Origin of the sequence: Hoyosella altamirensis, assembly GCF_014191505.1 — a bacterium.
Lineage (GTDB): Bacteria > Actinomycetota > Actinomycetes > Mycobacteriales > Mycobacteriaceae > Hoyosella > Hoyosella altamirensis.
Genome location: NZ_JACHWS010000003.1, coordinates 1,044,187 through 1,065,567, shown reverse-complemented (window position 1 = coordinate 1,065,567; position 21,381 = coordinate 1,044,187). Strand labels below are relative to the sequence as shown.

23 protein-coding genes and 4 tRNA genes are annotated in these 21,381 nt (G+C 61.7%); 10 read left to right on the top strand and 17 right to left on the bottom strand.

Features of this window, described 5'->3' with window-relative positions:
- The 13 genes from FHU29_RS19135 to FHU29_RS19075 all read right to left on the bottom strand — a co-directional run.
- On the bottom strand, positions 1-471 hold a 471-nt coding region (locus FHU29_RS19135; protein WP_183377605.1), incomplete at its 3' end, for a YqaJ viral recombinase family protein.
- Complete coding sequence (locus FHU29_RS19130; protein WP_064442594.1) at positions 468-1,040, bottom strand: WhiB family transcriptional regulator; 573 nt, start codon at positions 1,038-1,040, stop codon at positions 468-470. The genes FHU29_RS19135 and FHU29_RS19130, both read right to left, overlap by 4 nt.
- On the bottom strand, positions 1,041-1,445 hold the full coding sequence (locus FHU29_RS19125; RefSeq protein WP_064442593.1) for a hypothetical protein: 405 nt from the start codon (positions 1,443-1,445) through the stop codon (positions 1,041-1,043).
- A complete protein-coding gene (locus tag FHU29_RS19120; protein ID WP_157095434.1) occupies positions 1,442-1,705 on the bottom strand; it encodes a hypothetical protein in 264 nt (87 codons plus the stop codon). The genes FHU29_RS19125 and FHU29_RS19120 overlap by 4 nt, the downstream gene beginning before the upstream one ends.
- Positions 1,702-1,845: a hypothetical protein gene (locus FHU29_RS19115; protein WP_157095432.1), complete on the bottom strand. Its 144-nt coding sequence runs from the start codon at positions 1,843-1,845 to the stop codon at positions 1,702-1,704. The genes FHU29_RS19120 and FHU29_RS19115 overlap by 4 nt, the downstream gene beginning before the upstream one ends.
- A 6-nt stretch (positions 1,846-1,851) precedes the next feature.
- Entirely contained in the window at positions 1,852-2,715 is an 864-nt protein-coding gene (locus FHU29_RS19110; protein WP_232323094.1) for a hypothetical protein, read from the bottom strand.
- A 3-nt stretch (positions 2,716-2,718) separates the two neighbouring features.
- Positions 2,719-3,426: a helix-turn-helix domain-containing protein gene (locus FHU29_RS19105; protein WP_064442591.1), complete on the bottom strand. Its 708-nt coding sequence runs from the start codon at positions 3,424-3,426 to the stop codon at positions 2,719-2,721.
- Positions 3,423-3,590: a hypothetical protein gene (locus FHU29_RS19100; RefSeq protein ID WP_157095430.1), complete on the bottom strand. Its 168-nt coding sequence runs from the start codon at positions 3,588-3,590 to the stop codon at positions 3,423-3,425. The genes FHU29_RS19105 and FHU29_RS19100 overlap by 4 nt, the downstream gene beginning before the upstream one ends.
- Positions 3,587-4,411 carry a hypothetical protein gene (locus FHU29_RS19095; protein WP_183377604.1) on the bottom strand — a complete coding sequence of 275 codons (825 nt, stop codon included), beginning with the start codon at positions 4,409-4,411 and terminating at the stop codon, positions 3,587-3,589. The genes FHU29_RS19100 and FHU29_RS19095 overlap by 4 nt, the downstream gene beginning before the upstream one ends.
- Positions 4,408-4,626, bottom strand: coding sequence for a hypothetical protein (locus FHU29_RS19090; RefSeq protein ID WP_064442695.1), 219 nt, complete (start codon positions 4,624-4,626; stop codon positions 4,408-4,410). Before FHU29_RS19090 ends, FHU29_RS19095 begins: the two co-directional genes overlap by 4 nt.
- Entirely contained in the window at positions 4,623-5,414 is a 792-nt protein-coding gene (locus tag FHU29_RS23755; RefSeq protein ID WP_232323103.1) for a BRO family protein, read from the bottom strand. Before FHU29_RS23755 ends, FHU29_RS19090 begins: the two co-directional genes overlap by 4 nt.
- Positions 5,415-5,483: 69 nt before the next feature.
- Positions 5,484-5,726, bottom strand: coding sequence for a hypothetical protein (locus FHU29_RS19080; protein ID WP_157095483.1), 243 nt, complete (start codon positions 5,724-5,726; stop codon positions 5,484-5,486).
- Between the two features lie 429 nt (positions 5,727-6,155).
- A tRNA-Lys gene (locus tag FHU29_RS19075) sits at positions 6,156-6,228 on the bottom strand.
- A 213-nt stretch (positions 6,229-6,441) separates the two neighbouring features.
- On the opposite strand from FHU29_RS19075, the gene FHU29_RS19070 reads away from it, so the two are divergent.
- From FHU29_RS19070 to FHU29_RS19060, 3 genes are all read left to right on the top strand, one after another.
- Positions 6,442-6,514: transfer RNA gene (locus FHU29_RS19070), tRNA-Glu, on the top strand.
- A 32-nt stretch (positions 6,515-6,546) separates the two neighbouring features.
- Positions 6,547-6,620, top strand: a tRNA-Asp gene (locus FHU29_RS19065).
- 46 nt (positions 6,621-6,666) lie between these two features.
- Positions 6,667-6,740, top strand: a tRNA-Phe gene (locus FHU29_RS19060).
- 32 nt (positions 6,741-6,772) lie between these two features.
- On the opposite strand, the gene FHU29_RS19055 is transcribed toward FHU29_RS19060, so the two are convergent.
- Entirely contained in the window at positions 6,773-8,302 is a 1,530-nt protein-coding gene (locus FHU29_RS19055) for a flavin-containing monooxygenase (RefSeq protein ID WP_064442562.1), read from the bottom strand.
- Positions 8,303-8,402: 100 nt separating this feature from the next.
- Between FHU29_RS19055 and FHU29_RS19050 the strand changes: the two genes are divergently transcribed.
- Both FHU29_RS19050 and mftF read left to right on the top strand, forming a co-directional pair.
- Positions 8,403-9,320 carry an oxidoreductase gene (locus FHU29_RS19050; protein WP_064442563.1) on the top strand — a complete coding sequence of 306 codons (918 nt, stop codon included), beginning with the start codon at positions 8,403-8,405 and terminating at the stop codon, positions 9,318-9,320.
- A 182-nt stretch (positions 9,321-9,502) separates the two neighbouring features.
- Complete coding sequence (gene mftF / locus FHU29_RS19045) at positions 9,503-10,864, top strand: mycofactocin biosynthesis glycosyltransferase MftF (RefSeq protein ID WP_064442587.1); 1,362 nt, start codon at positions 9,503-9,505, stop codon at positions 10,862-10,864.
- Here the strand turns inward: mftF and FHU29_RS19040 are convergent.
- Positions 10,842-11,885: an AraC family transcriptional regulator gene (locus FHU29_RS19040; RefSeq protein WP_064442564.1), complete on the bottom strand. Its 1,044-nt coding sequence runs from the start codon at positions 11,883-11,885 to the stop codon at positions 10,842-10,844. The genes mftF and FHU29_RS19040 overlap by 23 nt on opposite strands.
- A 157-nt stretch (positions 11,886-12,042) precedes the next feature.
- On the opposite strand from FHU29_RS19040, the gene FHU29_RS19035 reads away from it, so the two are divergent.
- A complete protein-coding gene (locus tag FHU29_RS19035) occupies positions 12,043-13,185 on the top strand; it encodes an acyl-CoA dehydrogenase family protein (RefSeq protein WP_064442565.1) in 1,143 nt (380 codons plus the stop codon).
- On the opposite strand, the gene FHU29_RS19030 is transcribed toward FHU29_RS19035, so the two are convergent.
- Complete coding sequence (locus FHU29_RS19030; RefSeq protein ID WP_064442566.1) at positions 13,171-14,373, bottom strand: pyridoxal phosphate-dependent aminotransferase; 1,203 nt, start codon at positions 14,371-14,373, stop codon at positions 13,171-13,173. The two genes, FHU29_RS19035 and FHU29_RS19030, sit on opposite strands and share 15 nt — an antisense overlap.
- A gap of 74 nt (positions 14,374-14,447) precedes the next feature.
- Here FHU29_RS19030 and FHU29_RS19025 point away from each other — a divergent pair, with 74 nt between their 5' ends.
- From FHU29_RS19025 to FHU29_RS19010, 4 genes are all read left to right on the top strand, one after another.
- Positions 14,448-15,668 carry an acetyl-CoA C-acetyltransferase gene (locus tag FHU29_RS19025; protein WP_064442567.1) on the top strand — a complete coding sequence of 407 codons (1,221 nt, stop codon included), beginning with the start codon at positions 14,448-14,450 and terminating at the stop codon, positions 15,666-15,668.
- 39 nt (positions 15,669-15,707) lie between these two features.
- Entirely contained in the window at positions 15,708-17,867 is a 2,160-nt protein-coding gene (locus tag FHU29_RS19020; protein ID WP_064442568.1) for a 3-hydroxyacyl-CoA dehydrogenase NAD-binding domain-containing protein, read from the top strand.
- A 273-nt stretch (positions 17,868-18,140) separates the two neighbouring features.
- On the top strand, positions 18,141-19,532 hold the full coding sequence (locus FHU29_RS19015; RefSeq protein ID WP_064442569.1) for a carotenoid oxygenase family protein: 1,392 nt from the start codon (positions 18,141-18,143) through the stop codon (positions 19,530-19,532).
- A gap of 76 nt (positions 19,533-19,608) precedes the next feature.
- Entirely contained in the window at positions 19,609-20,556 is a 948-nt protein-coding gene (locus tag FHU29_RS19010; RefSeq protein WP_064442570.1) for an arsenic resistance protein, read from the top strand.
- Here the strand turns inward: FHU29_RS19010 and FHU29_RS19005 are convergent.
- Positions 20,543-21,289 carry a TetR/AcrR family transcriptional regulator gene (locus FHU29_RS19005; protein ID WP_064442571.1) on the bottom strand — a complete coding sequence of 249 codons (747 nt, stop codon included), beginning with the start codon at positions 21,287-21,289 and terminating at the stop codon, positions 20,543-20,545. The genes FHU29_RS19010 and FHU29_RS19005 overlap by 14 nt on opposite strands.
- Positions 21,290-21,381: the final 92 nt, after the last annotated feature.

The window sequence follows — 21,381 nt, the reverse complement described above, 5'->3', positions numbered from 1 at the left end:
GCCCATCACCATCAGATGCGCGGGATGCTCGGTGTACCCAGTGAAATGCTGCTGCGCCACCACCTGCACGAGATAGTCGGCGGGGGCCTGGTCGGTGAAATGGTCACCCCACTCCTCAAGCTTCCGTGCAGTCTTGAACTCGACGATGCGTTTGTGGCCGGACCCCCGGCGTGCCCTGCGGTCCAGATGCACCACCAGAGGGAAACCGAACCGGTCATGCGCAACCCGCACCTCACCGGGGGAGAGCTGCCAGCCCGGGTTCTCTTCCCGCCACAAGTAGGCGAGCGCGAGTTCCATCGCATGCCCAGTCGTGAAAATATCTCTCGGCGGCTCCGGATCCACCAGGCCCTTCATCCTGTGCCACAACCGGTATGCGGACTCGTAGCGCGAGACTCCGAGCACCGCAGCCGCCTTCGACGGCGACATGATGCACTGCCACGCCGCGCCACCAGGAGACAACGAATCCGTCATGCCGCCACCCCAGCCTTCTTGGCTTGTCGGCTGGCGTTGTAGCAGCGGGCGCACATCGAGCCGTTCTCCCGACGCACCCACCCCTCCGGCATGCCTTCCTGCCACGAACGCCGCGCGCTTCGAGTCGGCCTCCCGCACCCAAAACACGGGTCGCCGTCCTGCAGCTTCTCCGACTCCGGCAAAGTCCCCGCGCCGCGGCGGGCCTCATAACACGCTCTGCACAAGCCTTTGGCGTGCCGTATCGCCCACCCCTCCGGCAGCTCAAGCCCCTTCTCGTACACCATGTGCCGGCTACGCGTCGGCACCTCGCAATCCAGACAGGGGTCACCATCGTTCTTGAGCATCGGTTTCCCGCGCTTACGGTCGTTGCCGAGGTACCGGCCCGCGCGGATCACACCCGTATCACCGAGCCGTTCCGCCTCGTCACGGCACTGCTTCACAACAGGGCACCGGTGGCACACTCTCGCGCACTCGGCCTCAGCCTCATCAACGCTCGAATACGCAGCCCACCAATCCAAGGTGGATTCCCACGTCCCCGGCCTGCACAACGCTTCATCACGCCAACGCATTTAAGCTGCACCGCCTTGCCGGTTACGGGCGATCCACCAACCCGAAACCTCAACTTCAACAATCGCGGTGCGGTCCCGGAACGGATCACTGAGCGCGTCACTGATCACCGCATACGCGCACGACTGGCAGAAGAACCACTCCCGGTCGATCGGGCACTCAAGATACTGAGGACCGAGCTCCATGGACGCTTGCGACAGGGCAGCTTGCTGCTCACAGCGAATCTCGTGCCACGACACGCTCGCGACACCAGGATCGCCGCACTCCTCACATTCCGGTGTCGGCTCAGCCCACCGCGGCAACGCATGCGACACCGACGAATGCACGACACCCTGGTCGGGAAGGCCCCCGGCCCGCAGCATCCCCAAAAGCACATCATGCGGGTACTTGAACTCGACCGGGATCATGGTTCACCGTCCTCACTGGGAACGGTCTTCTCAATCAGTTTGTCGAGGAACACGCTGACCTGTTTCATACGGTCATCCGCCTGGTTCGCTGCCCGCAGTTCCTTAGTGAGGGCGAGTAGTGAGCAGGTCAAAGCAGCGTGCCTATGTGACGAGGCTTGCAGGGTGTACGTGTACCGGTCCGGGCCTTTCGATGCGGACAGGTCGCATACGTTCGCGGCGGAGAGGTGCCGTTCGGCTTCTTGCTCCCAGTTCACGGTCACCACGTCCACGCCAGGAAAACAGTGAGACCGAGGAGGCCACCGAGGATGGACATGAGGATGATCCCGAGGATCACTTCGGTTTTGTCGAACTCCTCGTCCGGGTCACGGTCACGCTCAGGAGGCAGCCAATTGTGGTTCATGACATGTCACCTCGGCTCCGGGAAGTTGTCGCGGGTCCAGGTGCCAACCTTCGGACGTTGAAGTTTCGTCAACCTACGGCCATCCCGCCACGCGTTCCAAGCCACAATGAAGAAGGCCACGGCGTCACGGTCTGTGGTGCTTACGTTTTGTTGCTTCAAGCGATCGAATCGCTCTCGGAGCGTGAGGATCGGGCTTCCCTCGTCAAGGTTCGCGCCGGTATAGAGGCATTCGGCGAACTCTCGCTGAGCTTCCCCGTCGATCTGACGCAGTTTGAGCATGACGGCGAGTGTTACGGAAGGCCTTATCTTTACGCGACGCAAACGTTGTGATGCAATGTCGTTGACGAGTTCCATGTCAATTGGATGCTCATGTGCCCAGGTAACAATTTCAGGGTTGCTGATCGTGTTGGACGCGCGGTCGAGGAAGAAGTGGCCGCGCTCCCATTGGAGGTACACGCGGATTGCGCCTGCAATCATGCGGTGGTTTGTGTTGCCAGTTAGTCCATCGATGGAAAGTTGGTCTGCAGCGGTCCGTGTGCGTCCCTGGTCCATCGTGTCTTGCGAGTCATTGGTAAGTCCCCGGACCACGAGGAATGGTACGGGTGGGTAGTCGTCCGGAAGTCGCGATAGCGCGGTGAGCCTGTGCTGTCCGTCGAGTAAGACGTTGTCGATGGACCATTTGATTGCCTCGCCGTTGTACTTCCATCGTCCTGATTCCATTTCCCGCATGAGGGTGACGACGTGTGATTCCCTGATTGGCCTGTTTCGGGTGTTCCTGGCTAGGACGCGTCGAGCTAGCTGCGGGTCGATGTGGATTATGGAGTGTGAGGGTTTCTTGTGGTCAGGGTGGAGAACGAATTTGGTGGTCATGGGTTATCCTTCGAGTGTGGTGATGACGCCGTTCAAGGCGTCGCGGGCACGGATCAGGTCGGTTAGGTTGGTTGCCACGATTTGGTCCGTGTTCTTTTTCATTCGGTCATCGGTCGTGAGTCTCGTGATTCTTTCGGTTGCTCGTTTCAGTTCGTAGGTGGCTTCGTCGAATGCATCTGTGATGGGTCGCCGCTTCGGCTTTACCGGCTGTGGATCTGCATTCCCCGTGGGATCGGGTTGTTCTGTGACTCGCATATCGTTGAGTTCGTCAGCGGTCATGCCGGGCGCGATATTCGGCTGATTGAGTTCATCGAGGTCGGTTTGCGGCATGAGCGGCGACGATGAGCGCGGCAAATAGGTCTTGCCGTCCGTGCCAGTAACCGGCTGAGGATCAGGTGTTGCATTTGCAACACGTCCAAGTTCACGGCTGATCGTGCTGTAGTGATCACCTGTTGCACTTGCGATTGCGCGCGTAGACATACCGATCTCACGCATAGACGCCACGACCTCTTGCCGCTCCTCACGCGGCAACCGGATCCGGCTGGTCCCGAACTCGCGGGTACAGTAGTCATCCCACGACGCATAACCCAGCGCATCCCACGCACGGGACTGATACGCCTGCTTAATCAGCTCCCATATAGCTTCGACACCCGTTTTGATCCGGTCAGTCAAAGCTCGCGCTTCGGAAGCAGTCAAAACAAGGTCGTTCACAGGTCCGCCACCCCCTGACTGTTCATTCCGCGTGCGTATGTCATCGCGGCCTGTAGCTCATGGATAGGGAAACGGCGGATCTCGAACTCACCACGAGCAACGGCCCACTCACGGCCCGGGCGTAACTGCACCTTCGGCGGCGAAACAAACTGGCGGGCATTCATGACGCCACCGCCACGATCAGGGCGATAACACCGAGGACCACAAAAATGCAAACCGACCGTCCCGCAACAGTTCCCCACGCCGCACGATCACGACGCGACTGTGTTGGCGGCCCTGAACCACTGAGGGGCATCATGTGGTCACGCATCCGCATGTGCAGCGCACAGGCCTCGTTGATGCTGCGTCGAATCCGGTCACTCAACTCGGGTGGCAGACCCTCTCTGGTTGTGCCGCCCACCTCATCGTGGGCGGCACGTTCTCCTACTGTTAGAGCGCCAACATCAACAGAAGGAGAAACCTGTGGCGAATTACCTGCGCCTGTACTACCAGCCCGCTCACCTGATGCCTCCGCATGGCCATCTGAGTCATTTACTCCCAGTAGATGCCGACCTGGAAGAGATTGATCAGTCGATGCGACAAGCCCTGGCGGCCGATGATGTGGCTGCCGTGCGGATAGTGCTGAAGGATCAGATCCTGCGGGATCACACGCTTTACGTGCGTCCCTCGATGTGGCCTGCGTGGATGATTGTGTCTTCTGATGACCCGGATGGAACCCCGCCGCGATAGCTGAATTGATTGCTGCGTTCCCGGCAGCGGCGTATGCAGAGTCTTGCGCGTACTGCTCGCCGGGAACCCGATCAACCCACTCGCCATCAATAAACACCTGATCGTGCAAACGCTCGGGATTGTTCTCGGCACGCTCGGGATCGTTCCGGGGGCCTTCCGGACCGCTCGAAGCTGCTTCCAACTCGAGTAAACGGTTCACGACCTCATCAGCCAACTCATCCACGATCCGCCGTATCTGTGTCTCAGAGAGGTTCATGACTCACCTGCCCTGGCTCGTGCTTTGCGGCCAGACCAAGACGAGCAATGGATGAGACAGTCAGAGATCGCGTTGAGCATCCTGCCGAGTCGGGCCGCATCGAGCGGGAGAAGCGTGATGGCGGTCTCGCCTTCAGCACTGATAAAGACTTTGTTTTCACCGGCGACTAAAGAAGAAGTCACGGACAGGTTCGTGCCATCAATATCAAACTTCATGCGGCTTGCTCCTTCGCGATCAGGCGGGCGATCGCTTCCGCACCAGCAGGAGTGACCTTCAACGTGTGCATCACTTCACCCCGGAAGCGGGGTGCCTCGTGGTTCTCGACAGGCCGGAAGTAGGGGCGCTTATGCGCGTAGGCGCTGTATCGGCGGCGCACTTCTTTACATCCCTTGCTGTTCGACCACCGCGAATCGGTTTCGACGTAGATCCAGCCCTTCTCCACGAGCAAGTCGCGGAGCCACTCTTCGCCGACGTTGGTGTTCGCCGCGACCGTCCGCAGCTTCAACAGGTCAGACGCGGCGACATACAGTTCGACGTAATTCACTTTCGGCGCGTCCTCAGCGGCCTTCTCGGTCAGTTGGGCGATCTGCTCGTCCTTCGCCGTGAGCATCTTGTTCGCTTCCAGCAGCGCGGCCGCGACCAGCTGCGGACCCTGTAAAGCTGGAGCGCCATATGAACCGGTCTTACGGATCTCAGGGAGAACCTCACGAGTCAGCCAGCGCCGGAAGGTGATCGCTTCCGGCTTATCCGAGCGGATCACGACCTCATACATGTTCGGTTCGTTGATGATCGTGACGTTCGGGTTGCCGCGATTACCCTCTGTCAGGCGGAGGGTATTGATTCCGGTCTGGTCAAGTCGCGCCGCAACATTGCTGGGGTTCGCGATATCAAGCACGCGGCAGAGGTCGGCGAGGACGAACCAGGGTTCGCCGTCGATCACGACAGTGCGAACTTGCGCACCTTCGTATTGGAAGGGGACGATCTGTGACGTATGATCTGTCACGTCAATCCTTTCTTGGGTGTTGGTGATTTGGCTTGGCCCTCACTTGCTGCGAACAGGTGAGGGCTTTTCTTATGCAGGTATGTCCTGCTTCGGGATGAATCGGTGGGGTGTGGGCCTGAGCGGCTTGCGTTTCGGGGCGTCTGGGAACCATCTGCGCAGGGTGGCGAATGAGACGGTCACGCCGGTCAGCTCCGTTACTTCGTCCGCGAGGAGACGCCATCCAACTCCTGCACGTCTGCGCTGGGAAACGAATGCCGCCAGGCTCACCCCTGGGAGTCGGAGCTCGATCAGCTCCCTAGTTGGTGTGGCCATGCGGTGAATGTTGCACTGCAACACAGAAGGTGTCAATGACCGCCAGGCGTGTCTTAAGGGCATCATCGTGTTTTGCCTGACAGAGGCGTAACAAAGTATTGCGGCGTGTTGCGCAGCATGTCATTCTGTAGGCATGACTACAGCTATGAACCAGGAACACACCACAGGTAAGCGTCCGGCGGACAGCCTTCCCTTGCGCCTGGTGATGATTCGCCACGAGCTAGGCATCTCACAGAAGGAGGCAGCCATGCGCTGCGGGATCACAGCGCGCGTGTGGCAGGGGATGGAAGAAGGCCGCTCTCCGAACAACCTGCTGGAAATCCTGCAACTGATCGCAGACGAGTTCGATTACGAACTTCAGTGGATCGCCTTCGGAGGCCAGTTAAAAGTGAAAGAACCCCCAGGGCGTAAAGGCCCCGGGGGTCAGGGTGCCCCCTGTCAGACTCGAACTGACGACCTGCGGATTAAAAGTCCGTAGCTCTACCAACTGAGCTAAAGGGGCGTGGTTAGTACTGCGGAGACCATGCTAGCGAATGCTCCTGGGTTACAGCACGCCGGAGGTCGCGTCCCGCGAAATCCGTGGTTTTTGCCCACGTCAGCGGTCTGTCGATGCAGCGCGGGACACCGATTTTGTACTTTGCCGAATCCTGTCCTATGCTTGGTCCGCTCCCAACGGAAACACTCGTTGGGGAAGCCAGCTGGAGAGATTCAGCGGGCCCCCTTCGTCTAGAGGCCTAGGACGCCGCCCTTTCAAGGCGGTAACGCGGGTTCGAATCCCGTAGGGGGTACACTCTCGCGGGAGTGAAGCACGAAAATGCAAGGCCCTGTGGCGCAGTTGGTTAGCGCGCCGCCCTGTCACGGCGGAGGTCGCGGGTTCGAGTCCCGTCAGGGTCGCTTTGTTGTACGATCGAAGCTCGTTAGCTCCTTCGGGCGCTGATTCGGCCAGGTAGCTCAGTTGGTACGAGCGTCCGCCTGAAAAGCGGAAGGTCGCCGGTTCGATCCCGGCTCTGGCCACCGTTGGTAGTTTTCTCTGTAGGGGGCTGGGATCAGCCCTCTACAGTCATGTTCGGCTGTTGTGGCCGTCTCTCGCATGTCTCAGAGCCTTTGATGCTCGACCAGTAGGTCCGTTCGCGTTCGGTCATTTCGTTCGACGTAATCGCACCGAAAGCGGCCGCTTCGCGTGCGAACTGGGTTGGTGCATCAGGCAGCGCATCGGGGCCCTCAAGCCGGAAGCAGCTTGGTGCGAGGGGACCGAACAGCAGGGCTCGCTGCAGTTTGGGCCAGTTCTCAAGGTTCGGCTCAACACCCGCGGCCCGGGCGAAGGCCAGGGCCGCCAGGTTCATCCGAGTTTTCTGTGGCAGTCCCCGCCGCGACCGATACGCAGCTATCCGCGATCGCTGGCCGGCCTCGCTCGGCGGCGGAATCGCGCCACCCCACGTGTACGCGATCCACCTTGCCTGCAGTTCCAGCGGAACAAAATATCCCCCCGACTGATCCCACATGCCCACGATGGCGAGTCCAGGGAGGTCAGGGTGGAAGGTATATCGATCACTGTCCAGGTGCTTCGTATCCAGGTCTAGGGCAGCCCGGATCTCCGCGCTTAGAAAGGGAAGGTTCAGATCAAAACCGGTCCCGAATATTATCCCGTCGAAATCCTCGCTATGGCCGCCGGCGAACGTCACTGTCGAGCCGTCAACGGACTGCATCCAGGGCGCCACTGTGATCCGGCCCTCACCTACGAGCGGCAGATAGTACTGGCTGAGGGTGACCCCGGCCGCGAAAAGTGACGCGTCCGGTGCTGGTGCGCCGTATTGTGCCGGGTTCCCCGCAGCCTCGATGACGATCTCCTTGAGTTGTCGATCGATTTCCGCCGGAGGGAGGGTCTCGCTCGCGAGAGTCCCGTACCGCGTAAATATCCGGTGGTCGGAGGGAACTCCGGCGGAGAACTTCGGCAAAACGTACCGCTGACGCCGCTGGGTGACCACGACGCGTGCGGCACCGAGGAGGGCGAGATCGGCGGCGATTTCGAGGGCGCTGATCGCGCAGCCCGCCACGAGTACCCGTTTGTCGCGATAGCGATCAGGTTCCTTGTAGTGATAGGAAGATGACGCGGCTTCCGGCCCGGCGAATGTGTCGAGACCAGTTACAGGCGGAAGTGCCGGGGCATGGAAGCGGCCGCTCGCCACCACCACTCGATCGAATCTCTCGTTCGTGCCGGAGTGACTCACGAGCCATCCGGTGCCGTCCTGCCTAACGAGTTCTACGCGGGTATTGAGGTGGATACGCGACGTCAGGCCGAACGCGTCGGCGTAGCGGTGCAGGTAGTCCAGCACTTCGTGGCTCGGCAGATAGACCAAGGAGCTCTCATGCTGAAGGTCACTGAACGCCGTCATGACGCGGCTGGTGTTGGTGTGCATAGTGGGCCACACGCCGCTTAGCCCAGGCAGGCCGGTCCACTGCCCACCCAGCATCGGGCCCTGCTCGAAGATCGTGGGGTCGAATCCCAGTGCCAACAGCCATCGTGCCGCGATAAGGCCACCCGGCCCGGCGCCGATCACCGCGACGCTCCCCGTCATTACGGTACTGTCGCACGAATTCCGGACCCAGGTCGTTCTTTATCGACAATTTCCCGTCGGGCATGGCGCTTGGACGCCGAGGCTCGTAGTGTCCATAGGCATGTATGGATGGACGCCCGGCGAGATGAATGACCAGTCGGGCCGTACGTTCGTAGTTACCGGTGCGAATAGCGGTCTTGGTGCCGTGAGTGCCAGGGTGCTTGCAGAGGCCGGTGCCTCGGTAATTCTCGCGTGCCGGAACACCGTTCGGGGCGAGGCAGTCGCCGATCGCATCCGGGAAAGTCAGCCGGAAGCGCAATGTGAAGTGCGCTCCCTTGACCTTGCTGATCTCAGTTCGGTGTACGCGTTTACGAATGAGTGCCCTCAAATCGACGTCCTGATCAACAATGCAGGTGTGATGGCTGTCCCGAAGTCTCGCACCAAGGATGGCTTCGAGATGCAGCTTGGAACCAATCATCTGGGTCACTTCGCGCTTACTGGGCTGCTGCTCGACCGAATCAACGACCGGGTTGTGACGGTCTCGAGCGGTATGCACCGCATTGGCCGCGTCGATTTGAAGGACCTGAACTGGGAGCAGCGCACATACCGCAGGTGGCCGGCTTACGCGCAGTCGAAGCTCGCGAATCTCCTCTTCACCTATGAACTTCAGCGGCGTTTCGACGCGGCCGGGTCGAGCATGCGCGCGGTAGCCGCGCACCCCGGCTACGCATCGACAGGTCTTCAGTCGCACACGGGAACCATCCAGGACAAGCTCATGCGCGTGACGAACAAGCTGCTTGCGCAAAGCGCGGAGGGTGGAGCACTGCCGAGTTTGTACGCGGCGACGGCTCCGAGTCTGCCCGGTGGTAGCTATGTCGGCCCCGGTGGGCGCTTCGAGCAGCGTGGTTCGCCTGTGCTCGTCCGGTCAAACAAGCGGTCCCGAGACCGTGCTCTGGCGAAGGGACTATGGGAGGAGTCGGAGGCGCTCACTGGCGTCGCGTACCGTATTCCTGCCGGCACTGGTTCGACGCAGAATTAATCGGGTGCGATTATGTGATTTCACTGCGGAATTAGGGCTTTGTGGCACACGATATGTGGGGCCCAGATGTTAACCGCCCTTAGGGGTGAACGGCTGGGTCTCGGCGACGAAGCCTGGGGTTAGATGGGGAGGCGATGAGGGCGCTGAGCGCGACAGCCGTCACAGCACGGACGGAAACGCACATGTCTACCGATCGACTGCCAACCGGGTTCGCGGTTCGCCTCGATGCGAGGGTCCGGATCGCGGATCGCGGGCTGAGTCTGGTTGCACCGTTCGGAACCGTTGTCCAGTTAACGCATCATGAGTCGTCCATGATCGAGGATGAAGTCCTCGAAGTGGTTGACCATGCCAGTGCAGCGCTTGCGCGCAGGCTGCTCGACCTCGGCGTCGCGCACCCGCGGCCTTCGCGCGGACCGTCCCGGGCAGAACTCACCGTTGTCATCCCGGTCCACGAGGACACCGACGGCCTCGATCGGTTGCTTGCCGAGCTGACCGGAGTTGCCGTCATTGTCGTCGACGATGGATCCTGCGTTCCCATTGAGCGCGCCGGGGTGACCGTGATTCGGCACCAGCAGCCCTTCGGTGCTGCTGCGGCACGAAACACCGGTTTGCGGGCTGCGACTACCCCGTTTGTAGCTTTCCTTGATCCCGGCGTGGAGCCAGGTTCACTGTGGGCGGAGGCGCTGCTTGCGCATTTCGCGGATCCCGATGTGGGGCTCGTCGTGCCGCGCCTTTCGCCGCTGCGAAGCCGTCGCCGCTGGATCCAGCGATATGACGCTATGCGTCCGTCGCTCGAGCCAGGTCGCAGAGAATGCGGGCTGCACCCAGAATCTGCGCCATTCGGTGTTCCGGCATGTGCGCTGGTGGTCCGCCGTAAAGCGCTCATCGCAGCGGGCGGATTCGACGGCGCTTTCCCCGCGATGAATGGAACTGACGTCTGTTTGCGGCTCGTAACCGCAGGCTGGCGCGTCCGCTTTGACCCTGTCGCGGTTGTGCGTAGCGAGGCCCCGGGGAGTTTCCTGCAGTGGGTAACCTCTCGTGCTGTCGCGGGAAGTGCTACCGCGAGGCTGGCGACAACGTTCTCGTGTTCGGGCAGGCTGCCCGTCTGGTCCCGCCTCTGGCCCGCGATCCTCGGCGTCCTTGTCCTGCTCGGAGTCCGGTCAACCGTGTTCGGATCACTGGTTCTAGCGCTGGCCGGAGGGGCGAGGCTCGCGAAAAAGGTCCCTGCCGTGGAGAGCCCCTGGCAGACCGCCGCCACGATGGGAGCCCTGGAGTTCAGGGGTGCCTTCTGGCGGGTGTCTGCGCTGCTTCTGCGCCATGCCTGGCCACTCTCCGTTGCTGCCGCGCTCCTGTCGAAACGTGCCCGCACGGCATTGGTGGCTGTCGCTGTCGCGGAGGGGGTATGTGACTGGTTTTCACGCAAAGACACCGATGACCGTATCGACTTGCCGCGATACATACTGTTGCGCCGTATCGACGATGCTGCCTTCGGTTTCGGTGCGCTGCAGGGATATCTCGAAGTCAGGAGCCAGCGGGGGCGCTAGTGCGCTCTGGCGCGCCGCGGAACGTGCCGGGACTGTTCCCGGTCCAGCGTTTGAACGCACGCCGGAACGCGCTTGGTTCGGAGAAGCCGAGCGCGGCCGATATCTGATTCGTGGAGTCGCCGCGTCGCAGCCGCAGCAGTGCGGCATCGCACAGCACCTCCTGGCGCAGCTGGTTAACCGACGTTCCCTCGGCTCGCAGCAGGCGGCGGAGGTGGGATTCACTCATTGACAACCGCTCCGCGATCGTCGTGGCATCGGGGATTCCTCCCGCAACACCCCGCTCCAGCATTCTTCGGACCTTCGTGGTCAGCGGTGTCTTGCCCGTCGGTTCGCTGAACAGCACCGCGGGGGAGTTGCGCAGGAATTCCCGCAGAGTGTTTTCGGTCTGCACGACGGGGGACTGCAGCGTCTCGCGATCAAAGAGGATCGTGGCTGCTGGTGCGCTGAAGTGGGGCGCGACGCCGTAGAGATTGCGGTAGAACCGCGGCTCGAAGTCTTCAGGTGCGCTGTGCGGCAGGCTGACACTCAATGGCGTGATCGCACGGCCGATGAGCCAGCTCGAGAAACGGTGTATCAGCAGGAAAGCCAGTTCGATCAGCAGCTGGGTGACCTGGTCTGGGGCGCGGCCCCGCAGGTCGAGGACCAGCGTGCCTGACTCACCCGGCTCGCTGTGAAAGCGGAAGTCGATAGGTGTCATCGCGGGCAGCGCGGGCAGCGATGACATCATGCGCTTCAGCGCGTGCTCAAGGTCTGGAGCGTGAATGAGCGCGAACGTGACCAGGCGAAACGAGCCTCGCGGGACGGGTGCGGCTCCCAGTCCGCCGAGTTCATCACCGGTGATGGTCCACACGGCCTGCGTGAAGGCGGTCGCCTGCTCGGGTGTGACCCTGGAGTCGGGATCCGTCAGGAGAGCAGGGCGTATGCCTGCCGCGCGCAATGCCGGTTCCAGGTCGATACCGCGCCGATCCGCGGCGCGGATGGTGCGGGCGACGTAGTCAGTGGGTATAGGCCGTTTCATCATGGGGTGCAACTCGTGAGCGAAATGGTCACACCCCACTCTATGTGATCGTTTCGGTCATAGACTTCGCACGGCTTGGTCCTCGAATTTGTCATACCCGCGACGTACTGTTACAGCCGACGGCCGTATGGTCTGAACCGTATCGAAGGAGATCTTCAGCGTGGAACGCTCCCTCTTCACCCCCGAACAGATCATGTTCCGTGATTCGTTTCGGGCATTCCTGAAAGAGCACGTCGCACCGCACCATGAGCAGTGGGAAAAGGACGAAATCGTCCCACGGGATCTGTGGGTGGAAGCGGGCAAGCTCGGCTTCCTCGGCACCGCTGTCGAGGAGAAGTATGGGGGCGGTGGCGATCCAGACTTCCGTTTCAACGCGATTGTGTCGGAGGAATGTACCCGCGGCGGGTACAGCGGCGTGGGTTTCATGCTGCACAACGACGTTGTTCAGCCATATCTGACGGAACTTGCGAACGAAGAACAGAAGCAGCGCTGGCTGCCTGGTTTCGTGTCCGGTGAGATCATCACCGCTATCGCGATGACCGAGCCGGGCACCGGTTCGGACTTGCAGGGCATCAAGACGAATGCCAAGAAAGACGGCAACGACTGGATTCTTAATGGATCGAAGACGTTCATCACGAACGGGATCAACGCTGATCTCGTCATCGTGGTGGCCAAAACGAACCCGGACGCTGGTGCGCAAGGCTTCAGTCTCTTCGTCGTCGAGCGCGGCATGGAGGGCTTTGAGCGCGGACGGAACCTCGACAAGGTGGGCCTGAAAGCTCAGGACACCGCAGAGCTGCACTTCAACAATGTGCGAGTGCCGGCGGAGAACCTTCTCGGTGAAGAAGGCATGGGCTTTATCTACCTGATGAAGAACCTTCCCCAGGAACGTCTCTCCATCGCCGTTGTGGCTGCTGCCGCGATGGAAAGCTGCCTCGACATGACGATCGAGTACTGCCGCGACCGTAAGGCGTTCGGCCGGAACATCGGCGCGTTCCAGAACACTCGTTTTGTGCTCGCCGAACTTGCCACTGAGACACGGATGGTCCGTCTCGCTGTCGACAAGTTCATTGAAATGCTGAACGAGAAGACGCTGACCGTTCAGGACGCCGCCATGATCAAGTGGTGGTCTACCGAACTGCAGACCAAGCTCATCGATCGCTGCGTCCAGCTGCACGGCGGCTACGGCTACATGCGTGAATACCCGATCGCGAAGGCGTTCCTCGATTCTCGCGTCCAGACCATTTACGGCGGGACGACCGAGATCATGAAGGAAATCATCGGCCGCTCACTGAATCTCTGAGGCGACGCCCGAGTGACTAGCCGGACCCTCCGCGAGGCGTGCCAAGCGCTTCGCGGCTTCATCAAGGACCTGGTGCTGTTTGCAGAAAGCAAACCGCACCAGGTGCTTCCAGCTTGCGCTGTCGTCAGCGTCAGTAAAGGCACTGACCGGCACCGCGGCAACGCCGATGCTGCGGGGCAGTGTTCGGCAGAACGTGGCCGCATCGGTATACCCGAGCGGACGTGGATCTGCGCAGATGAAGTAGGTACCGTCGCTGGTGTGCGGAACGAGCCCCGCCTCGCTGAGCGAGCGGGCGAGAAAGTCACGTTTTCCCTGCAGCGTGGCCCGGAGCTGGGCCACCCAGGGGAGCTGCGTGCGCAGCGCGGTCGCCACGGCTGGCTGGAACGGCCCACCGCCAACGAACGTGAGAAATTGCTTGGCCGCGCGCACCGCGCTGACAAGGTCGCGGGGCCCGCATACCCAGCCGATTTTCCACCCAGTGACGCTGAAGGTCTTGCCGGCGCTGGACACGGCGAGGGTGCGTTCGCGCATCCCCGGCAGGCTGGCGAGCGGCGTATGCACCCGGCCGTCGAACAACAGGTGCTCGTACACCTCATCGGTGACGACGATGAGGTCGTTGTCAATCGCGATTTCCGCGATCGCCGCAAGGTCGGATGCGGTGAGCACCGTGCCCGTCGGGTTATGCGGCGAGTTCACCACCAGGACTTTCGTCTCCCGGGTGACGGCGTCGCGCAGCGAATCAAGGTCGAGCGTGAAGCCGCGTCCGTCGGGCACGAGTCTGGCACTGCGGTGCCGGGCTCCCGCCAGTGCCACGGCCGCGGCGTAAGAGTCGTAGTACGGCTCGATCAGCACAACCTCGTCGCCACGCTCGACGAGAGCAAGCAGGGACGCGGTGAGGGCTTCGGTGGCGCCGACGGTGACCAGAACCTCGCCGTCCGGGTCATAGACAGTGCCGTAACGTCCCTCACGGTCTGCAGAAATGGCTTCCCGCAAGGCCGGAACACCTGCGCCCGGCGGGTACTGATTGAAACCACCTTTGATCGCGTCACACGCCGCGCTCAGAAGCTCAGCTGGCCCGTCTTCATCGGGGAATCCCTGCCCCAGATTGATGGCATTATGACTTACAGCCAATTCGGTCATTTCGGCGAAGATCGTCGTCCGGAATGGTTCAAGACGGGGCACCAGCATCCAGACACTGTAACCGGAATCTCCACCCTGGACAGGGGTGCGGGAACCATCGCAATAGAAAGGAAGATGCACTCGTGACCACAAACAGCGAGGCATTCATCTACGAGGCAATTCGCACGCCCCGTGGCAAAGGAAAGGCGAACGGCTCGCTCCACAGCGTCAAGCCGATCTCGCTCGTGGTTGGCTTGATCGATGAGCTGCGCCGCCGGTTCCCGGATCTCGATGAGAGCCGCATTTCCGACCTCATTCTCGGCTGCGTAACACCAGTCGGTGACCAGGGCGCGGACATCGCGCGTACCGCGGTGCTCACCGCGGGCATGCCTGACACCGTCGGAGGGGTGCAGATCAACCGCTTCTGCGCCTCGGGCCTCGAGGCCGTCAACATGGCTGCTCAGAAGGTCCGTTCCGGCTGGGACGAAATGGTTGTCGCGGGCGGCATCGAGTCGATGTCCCGCGTCCCGATGGCATCGGACGGCGGCGCGTGGGCCATGGACCCCGCGACCTCATTCGACACCTACTTCGTTCCTCAGGGCATCAGCGCGGACCTCATTGCGACACTCGAGGGCTTCAGCCGCGACGACGTCGACGCCTACGCGGTGCGCTCACAGGACCTCGCCGCTAAGGCCTGGTCAGGGGGCTACTTTGCCAAGTCGGTCGTGCCGGTGAAGGACCAGAACGGTCTCACCATCCTCGACCACGACGAGCACATGCGTCCCGGCACAACAGCCGAGAACCTCGCTGGGCTCAAGCCATCGTTTGCTGGCATGGGTGAAATGGGCGGCTTCAACGCTGTCGCGCTGCAGAAGTTCCACCAGGTCGAGAAGATCAACCACGTGCATCACGGCGGTAACTCGTCCGGCATCGTCGACGGTGCTGCTCTCGTCCTCCTCGGAACTGAGCAGGCAGGCAAGGACCTCGGCCTTACCCCGCGTGCACGCATCGTTGCGACGGCCACAAGTGGCGCCGACTCGACGATCATGCTCACCGGGCCGACCCCGGCATCGGAGAAGGCGCTGGCTAACGCTGGCCTGACCGCCGACGATATTGATCTGTTCGAGATCAACGAAGCGTTCGCCTCGGTTGTTCTGAAGTACCAGAAGGACCTGAAGATTCCGGACGAGAAGCTCAACGTCAACGGTGGCGCGATCGCAATGGGCCACCCGCTCGGTGCGACCGGTGCGATGGTCCTCGGCACCATGGTCGACGAACTTGAGCGTCGTGACGCTCGCCGTGCGCTCGTCACCCTTTGCATCGGTGGCGGCATGGGTGTCGCGACCATCATCGAACGCGTCTGACCTGATCCCCGGAATTTCCTCGAAAGGCAAGTAATCACGATGAGTGAAACCAACATGATTGCGTGGGAGCAGGACGGCGACGGCATCGTCACGCTCACCATGGATGACCCCACCCAGGGCGCCAACACGATGAACGAGCTCTTCGGCCGCTCCTTCCAGGAGACCGTTGAGCGCCTTGTCGCAGAGAAGGACAACATCACCGGTGTTGTGCTGACCTCTGCCAAGAAGACGTTCTTCGCGGGCGGCAACCTTGACGACCTGATCAAGGTGCAGCCAGAGGACGCCGAGAAGGTCTACAACCAGGTTGCTGACCTGGCGAAAGGCTTCCGCGCACTCGAAACTCTCGGCAAGCCAGTAGTTGCGGCGATCAACGGCGCGGCACTCGGTGGCGGCCTGGAGCTGGCACTCGCCACGCACCACCGCATCGCGGCCAACGTCAAGGGCTCGCAGATCGGTCTGCCTGAGGTGTCGCTCGGTCTGCTGCCAGGTGGCGGCGGCATCGTCCGCACTGTTCGGCTGCTCGGCCTGCAGAACGCGCTGATGCAGGTGCTCCTGCAGGGGCAGCGTCACCGTCCGGAGAAAGCAAAAGAGATCGGCCTCGTCAACGAACTCGTCGATTCCATCGACGAGCTGGTGCCGGCTGCGAAGGCCTGGATCAAGGCCAACCCTGAGGCGCAGCAGCCGTGGGACGTCAAGGGCTTCCGGATCCCCGGCGGCACCCCGTCGAACCCGAAGTTCGCGCAGATGCTCCCGGCGTTCCCCGCGAACCTGCGCAAGCAGATCAAGGGTGCCCCGATGCCTGCTCCGCGCGCGATCATGGCAGCGGCAGTCGAGGGCTCACAGGTCGATATCGACAACGCGGCGAAGATCGAGCACCGCTACTTCGTCGAACTTGCGACCGGTCAGGTCGCGAAGAACATGACGCAGGCTTTCTTCTTCGACCTGCAAGCCATCAACAATGGTCGTTCGCGTCCAGATGGTATCGAGCGGCGTGAGATCAAGAAGGTCGGTGTTATCGGTGCCGGCATGATGGGTGCAGGTATCGCTTACGTTTCCGCCAAGGCCGGTATGGATGTCGTCCTCAAGGACGTCACCATCGAAGCCGCAGAAAAGGGCAAGGCGTACTCCGAAGCGATTGAGGCTAAGGCGCTTTCCCGCGGCAAGACCACCGAAGAGAAGTCGAAGGTGCTGCTGGACCGGATCAAGCCCAGTGCTGATGCGGCCGACTTCGCTGGCGTCGACTTCGTCATCGAAGCCGTGTTCGAGAACCCTGATCTGAAGAACAAGGTCTTCCAGGAAATCGAGGACATCGTCGATTCGGACGCCGTCCTCGGATCCAACACGTCGACACTTCCGATCACGGGCCTGGCCCAGGGTGTGAAGCGTCAGGAAGACTTCATCGGCATCCACTTCTTCTCTCCCGTGGACAAGATGCCGCTGGTCGAGATCATCAAGGGTGAAAAGACGTCAGACGAGGCGCTGGCCCGCGTGTTTGACTACACCCTCGCGATCAAGAAGACCCCGATCGTGGTGAACGACAGCCGCGGCTTCTTCACTTCTCGCGTCATCGGTATGTTCATCAACGAAGCCATCAAGATGCTTGAAGAGGGCATCGAGCCGGCAACGATCGAGCAGGCAGGGCTGCAGGCCGGTTACCCGGCTGCACCGTTGCAGCTGTCCGATGAGCTGAACTTCCAGACGATGCAGAAGATCTTCAACGAGACCCTGGAGGCCGCCAAGGCTGAGGGTAAAGAGATCGACGACGCTGCGATCGCATCCGGCCGGGTCATCGACAAGATGATCGGCGAGTTCGAGCGCACTGGCAAGTCCGGCGGCGCTGGCTTCTATGACTATGCGGATGGCAAGCGGACCGGCATCTGGCCGGGTCTCCGCGAGACGTTCAAGTCGTCGCCAGAACTTGAAGTCCCGCTCAAGGATCTGAGCGAGCGCATGATGTTCGCTGAGGCGCTCGAGACAGTGAAGTGCTTCGACGAGGGCGTCCTGATGACGCAGGCAGACGCCAACATCGGTTCGATCTTTGGCATCGGCTTCCCCGCCTGGACCGGTGGTGTCATCCAGTTCATCAAGGGTTACGAGGGTGGCGTTGACGGCTTCATCAAGCGCTCGGAGGAGCTCGCCGCAAAGTACGGCGATCGCTTCACCCCGCACCCCCGCCTGAAGGAGATCGTCTCTAAGTAGCCGATCCCCAGTAGCGCGAATCAAGGAGCCTGACCTTCGCTAGACGGAGGTCAGGCTCCTTTCTCGTATGAAGCGAGAATGTTCCGCACGATAGGTACCGGATTACACGCACGTACCATCGGTACAGATCTGCCTCAGAAATGTACAGTTCGTACGCGGTCCAGAAAAAGGGTTCCAACCCCCGGCCAAATAAGTGACAACGCGTTGCAGAACGTTCGCGCACAGCGCATGCTGTGTGTTGTATCTCACTTTGCGTCCAAGCTGGAGTAGCCGATGAGCACAACGGAGAAGCCCGCGGCCGTCGACATGGTTCACCACACGCACCTTTCCGGCGTCTTCACACCGCAGCGGGACGAGGTGGACGTCCACGGTCTTCACGTCGAAGGCGAACTGCCCGAAGACCTTTCAGGCGAGTACCTGCGGAACGGGCCTAACCCGCGGTTCGATCCGATTGGCACCTACGTCTATCCGATTGACGGCGACGCAATGGTCCACCGCATCGGCATCAGGGATGGCGCCGTCAGCTATTCGAACCGGTTCGTGCGCACCCCGATGGTCGTCGCGGAAGAGGAAGCGGGCCTTGCGATCTGGGCGGGGGTTATGGATCCTTACACGCCCAGCGCCGACGAAGTGGGTCCAGAGCTTGCAGGGAAGGCGCGGGACCTCCCTGACATCAACGTTGTTCGCCACGGCGGGCGCCTCCTGGCGATGGCGGAGGCTGCCCAGCCTTACCGTCTCGATCCCTCCGACCTGAGCACTTTAGGGCCGGACTCGTGCTCCGGCGCAATGCCCATTGGCAGCACGGCGCACCCGAAAATCGACCCGGTGACGGGCGAAATGGTGTTGTTCAACTATCTGTTGGAGGCGCCCTATCTGACGTGGTCGGTGGTGGCGGCGGACGGGTCTGTCACGAGACCGCCGACCGTGGTGGACGGCGTGGACGTCCCGTTGATGATTCACGACATGGCTCTCACACGCCGCTACATCGTGCTGTTCCTGTGTCCGCTGGTCTTCGATATCGAGGCGCTACTGCGTGGTGGTTCAGTTCTGGACTGGCGGCCGGACGCAGGAGTGCGGATCGCGCTCATCCCGCGCGACGGCGGAAAAGTGCGATGGTGCAGCACGGAAGCGTTCTGGGTCTGGCACTTCGCGAATGCGTTCGACATGGCTGATGGCAAGGTCGCGGTCGACTATGCGGAATGGTCCTTTCCCGGCGGGTTCACTGCTCAAGAGCATGAGCCGCGCGGGGCTATGGTGCGTGCTGTCCTCGATCCAGATAAAGGGACGATCAGTCGTACTGTCGTCAGCGACCGCAATGTCGAGTTTCCGCGCATCGACGATCGGCAGACCTGCGGTGACCACCGGTACGCTGCCACACTTGGTGTGCATACGGGACGCGAGGGCATCTTCGACAGCCTCCTTTTCTTCGACATGCACGCAGGTTCCGAGACGGAGTGGCGGGCTGGTTCGCTGGCTGTCGGTGAGCCCATATACATGCCCGGCGCCGAACGAGACTATTGGGGAATGATCGGCACCGACCGTGACGACATGACCTCGTGGTTCGTCATCCTGCCGGTTGAGGATCCGTCATCTGGGCCCTTGTGCCGAGTGCGGATGCCCCTAAGGGTCCCCTCCGGGCTGCACGGCGCATGGCTGCCCGATTGATGTCGTGACCTTCACGCTCGGGGGGCGTTTACCGTTAGGGAATGATGTGTGCCGTCGGCTCCTGGGCTAGCCGTTGATGTCAGCACTCGAACGCCTCCAGGGCGTGTTCGTGGCGCTCGCCGCGCTGCTCGGTATTGGTGCGGGGATCGTTCTGCCTATCGAGGCAGCAGCGGGGCACGTGGTTCTGCCCGCGCTTCTGCTGATGCTGACGGCCGTGTTTCTCCAAATGGACGCCGCGCAGATCAGGTCTGCGCGCAACGCGAGAACGGTAGTCGCGGCGAGTCTGGTGATCAACTTCGTGTGGACGCCGTTCTTCGCGTGGGCTCTAGGGGCGGGCTTGCTTGGCGGCAGCCCGGACTTGCGGATTGGGCTGCTCCTCCTGCTGGTCACGCCGTGCACTGACTGGTACCTGGTATTCACGGCTTTGGCGCGGGGCCATTTGGGCTCTGCTGCCGCCCTGTTGCCTATCAATCTGATTCTCCAGTTGCTTCTGCTCCCGGTGTACGTGCAGTTACTGGGCGGGGAAGCGGCGATGATCGACACGCGCACGCTGGTCGAAGCCGTGGTGCTGGTTCTCGCGGTGCCGCTGTGTGCTGCGCTGGTGCTGCGTCGGCTCGCCGCGGGCAGTTCGGCCGGTTCGATAGTGATAGCTTCCAGTGCGCGTGCGATTCTCCCGCTGCTTTATGTGGCGGTCTTCGCCATGTTCGCCTGGCAGGGCAGCGTGGTGTTCGACCACGGTGGCGAGTTGCTGCTGCTGCTCATTCCCCTTGGGCTTTTCTTTGTCGTCACGCCGGTCGTCGCGCAGGGAACGGGGCGCATTCTGAAGCTACACGCTGATCTGCGCGTCACTCTGACAATGACGACCGTCGCGCGCAACTCGCCGATAGCGCTGGCGCTCGCGGTGGCGGCTTTTCCGGATCGCCCACTGATAGCCGTTGCGCTGGTCATTGGCCCGTTGGTGGAACTGCCGGTGCTCGCGGTCCTCAGCCAGCTGGTGCGAGTTCCGGCCACTAGTCGCGGGTGAGCGTTTCGATCCCGTCGAGGATGCGTTCAAGGCCGAAGCGGAAATCGAAGTCAGGTTCGTCGTCGTTAGCGTCGAAAACTCCCGCGGCGAGGACGCGCGTCAGGGCCGGGAAGTCAGTAGGTGTGGTCACTCGTCGCAGCGTGTCCGCGTATCCCGCGAGTACATCCGCCGTCCCAGCCTGCTGCATCGCCGCTCCGAGCTGAGCGGTGAGGGTCGTCTCGCTGCGGATGAAGCTGCTGATCAGGAGTATCCCGGAGACCTGTTCGCTTTCGCTGAGGCTGCTTTTCGCGAGACATTGGAGGCCCGCTTCCATCCACCTCACTGAGTTTGGCGCGACGGGCGCGCCGGTGACGGGCACACTCATGGCCCACAGGTTTTCCTGGTAGCGCTGACGCAGCGTCCAGGCCCAGCGGGTGATGCCGGTGCGCCAGGTGTCGTCCACGGAGGGCAGATTGGCTTCGGGCGGACCGCATGCGGTGTCCACCATGAGATTCAGCAAATCGTCTTTAGACGCGATGTGCCGGTACAGCGACATTGGCCCGGTGCCGAGTTCAGTGGCCACACGCTTCATCGAGACCGCGTCCACGCCCTCTGCGGCGGCCACCGAGATGGCGGCCTGGATGACTCTGTCGGCGCTGAGTGCCGGTTTTGGGCCACGTGCGTTCGCTGCTTCCAGACCCCACGCCTTGGACAGGGCTGGCGTTAGCAGCCCCTCATCGCTGGCAGCGCTCATCGTCCTCCTCGGTCTCGACAACAACCTTAGTATGCGTATACAGTACGCAACAAGCGTATGACATACGCAGAAGGAGGAGAAAGTGCCAGACC

Excerpts from the sequence above, each read along its gene's own strand:
- FHU29_RS19130 (WP_064442594.1), bottom strand. The coding sequence starts at position 1,040 with ATGCGTTGGCGTGATGAAGCGTTGTGCAGGCCGGGGACGTGGGAATCC.
- FHU29_RS19125 (WP_064442593.1), bottom strand. The coding sequence starts at position 1,445 with ATGATCCCGGTCGAGTTCAAGTACCCGCATGATGTGCTTTTGGGGATG.
- FHU29_RS19115 (WP_157095432.1), bottom strand. The coding sequence starts at position 1,845 with ATGAACCACAATTGGCTGCCTCCTGAGCGTGACCGTGACCCGGACGAG.
- FHU29_RS19110 (WP_232323094.1), bottom strand. The coding sequence starts at position 2,715 with ATGACCACCAAATTCGTTCTCCACCCTGACCACAAGAAACCCTCACAC.
- FHU29_RS19100 (WP_157095430.1), bottom strand. The coding sequence starts at position 3,590 with ATGAATGCCCGCCAGTTTGTTTCGCCGCCGAAGGTGCAGTTACGCCCG.
- FHU29_RS19095 (WP_183377604.1), bottom strand. The coding sequence starts at position 4,411 with ATGAACCTCTCTGAGACACAGATACGGCGGATCGTGGATGAGTTGGCT.
- FHU29_RS19090 (WP_064442695.1), bottom strand. The coding sequence starts at position 4,626 with ATGAAGTTTGATATTGATGGCACGAACCTGTCCGTGACTTCTTCTTTA.
- FHU29_RS19080 (WP_157095483.1), bottom strand. The coding sequence starts at position 5,726 with ATGGCCACACCAACTAGGGAGCTGATCGAGCTCCGACTCCCAGGGGTG.
- FHU29_RS19055 (WP_064442562.1), bottom strand. The coding sequence starts at position 8,302 with ATGACGGGGAGCGTCGCGGTGATCGGCGCCGGGCCGGGTGGCCTTATC.
- FHU29_RS19050 (WP_064442563.1), top strand. The coding sequence starts at position 8,403 with ATGTATGGATGGACGCCCGGCGAGATGAATGACCAGTCGGGCCGTACG.
- mftF (WP_064442587.1), top strand. The coding sequence starts at position 9,503 with ATGTCTACCGATCGACTGCCAACCGGGTTCGCGGTTCGCCTCGATGCG.
- FHU29_RS19040 (WP_064442564.1), bottom strand. The coding sequence starts at position 11,885 with ATGATGAAACGGCCTATACCCACTGACTACGTCGCCCGCACCATCCGC.
- FHU29_RS19030 (WP_064442566.1), bottom strand. The coding sequence starts at position 14,373 with ATGCTGGTGCCCCGTCTTGAACCATTCCGGACGACGATCTTCGCCGAA.
- FHU29_RS19020 (WP_064442568.1), top strand. The coding sequence starts at position 15,708 with ATGAGTGAAACCAACATGATTGCGTGGGAGCAGGACGGCGACGGCATC.
- FHU29_RS19015 (WP_064442569.1), top strand. The coding sequence starts at position 18,141 with ATGAGCACAACGGAGAAGCCCGCGGCCGTCGACATGGTTCACCACACG.
- FHU29_RS19010 (WP_064442570.1), top strand. The coding sequence starts at position 19,609 with ATGTCAGCACTCGAACGCCTCCAGGGCGTGTTCGTGGCGCTCGCCGCG.
- FHU29_RS19005 (WP_064442571.1), bottom strand. The coding sequence starts at position 21,289 with ATGAGCGCTGCCAGCGATGAGGGGCTGCTAACGCCAGCCCTGTCCAAG.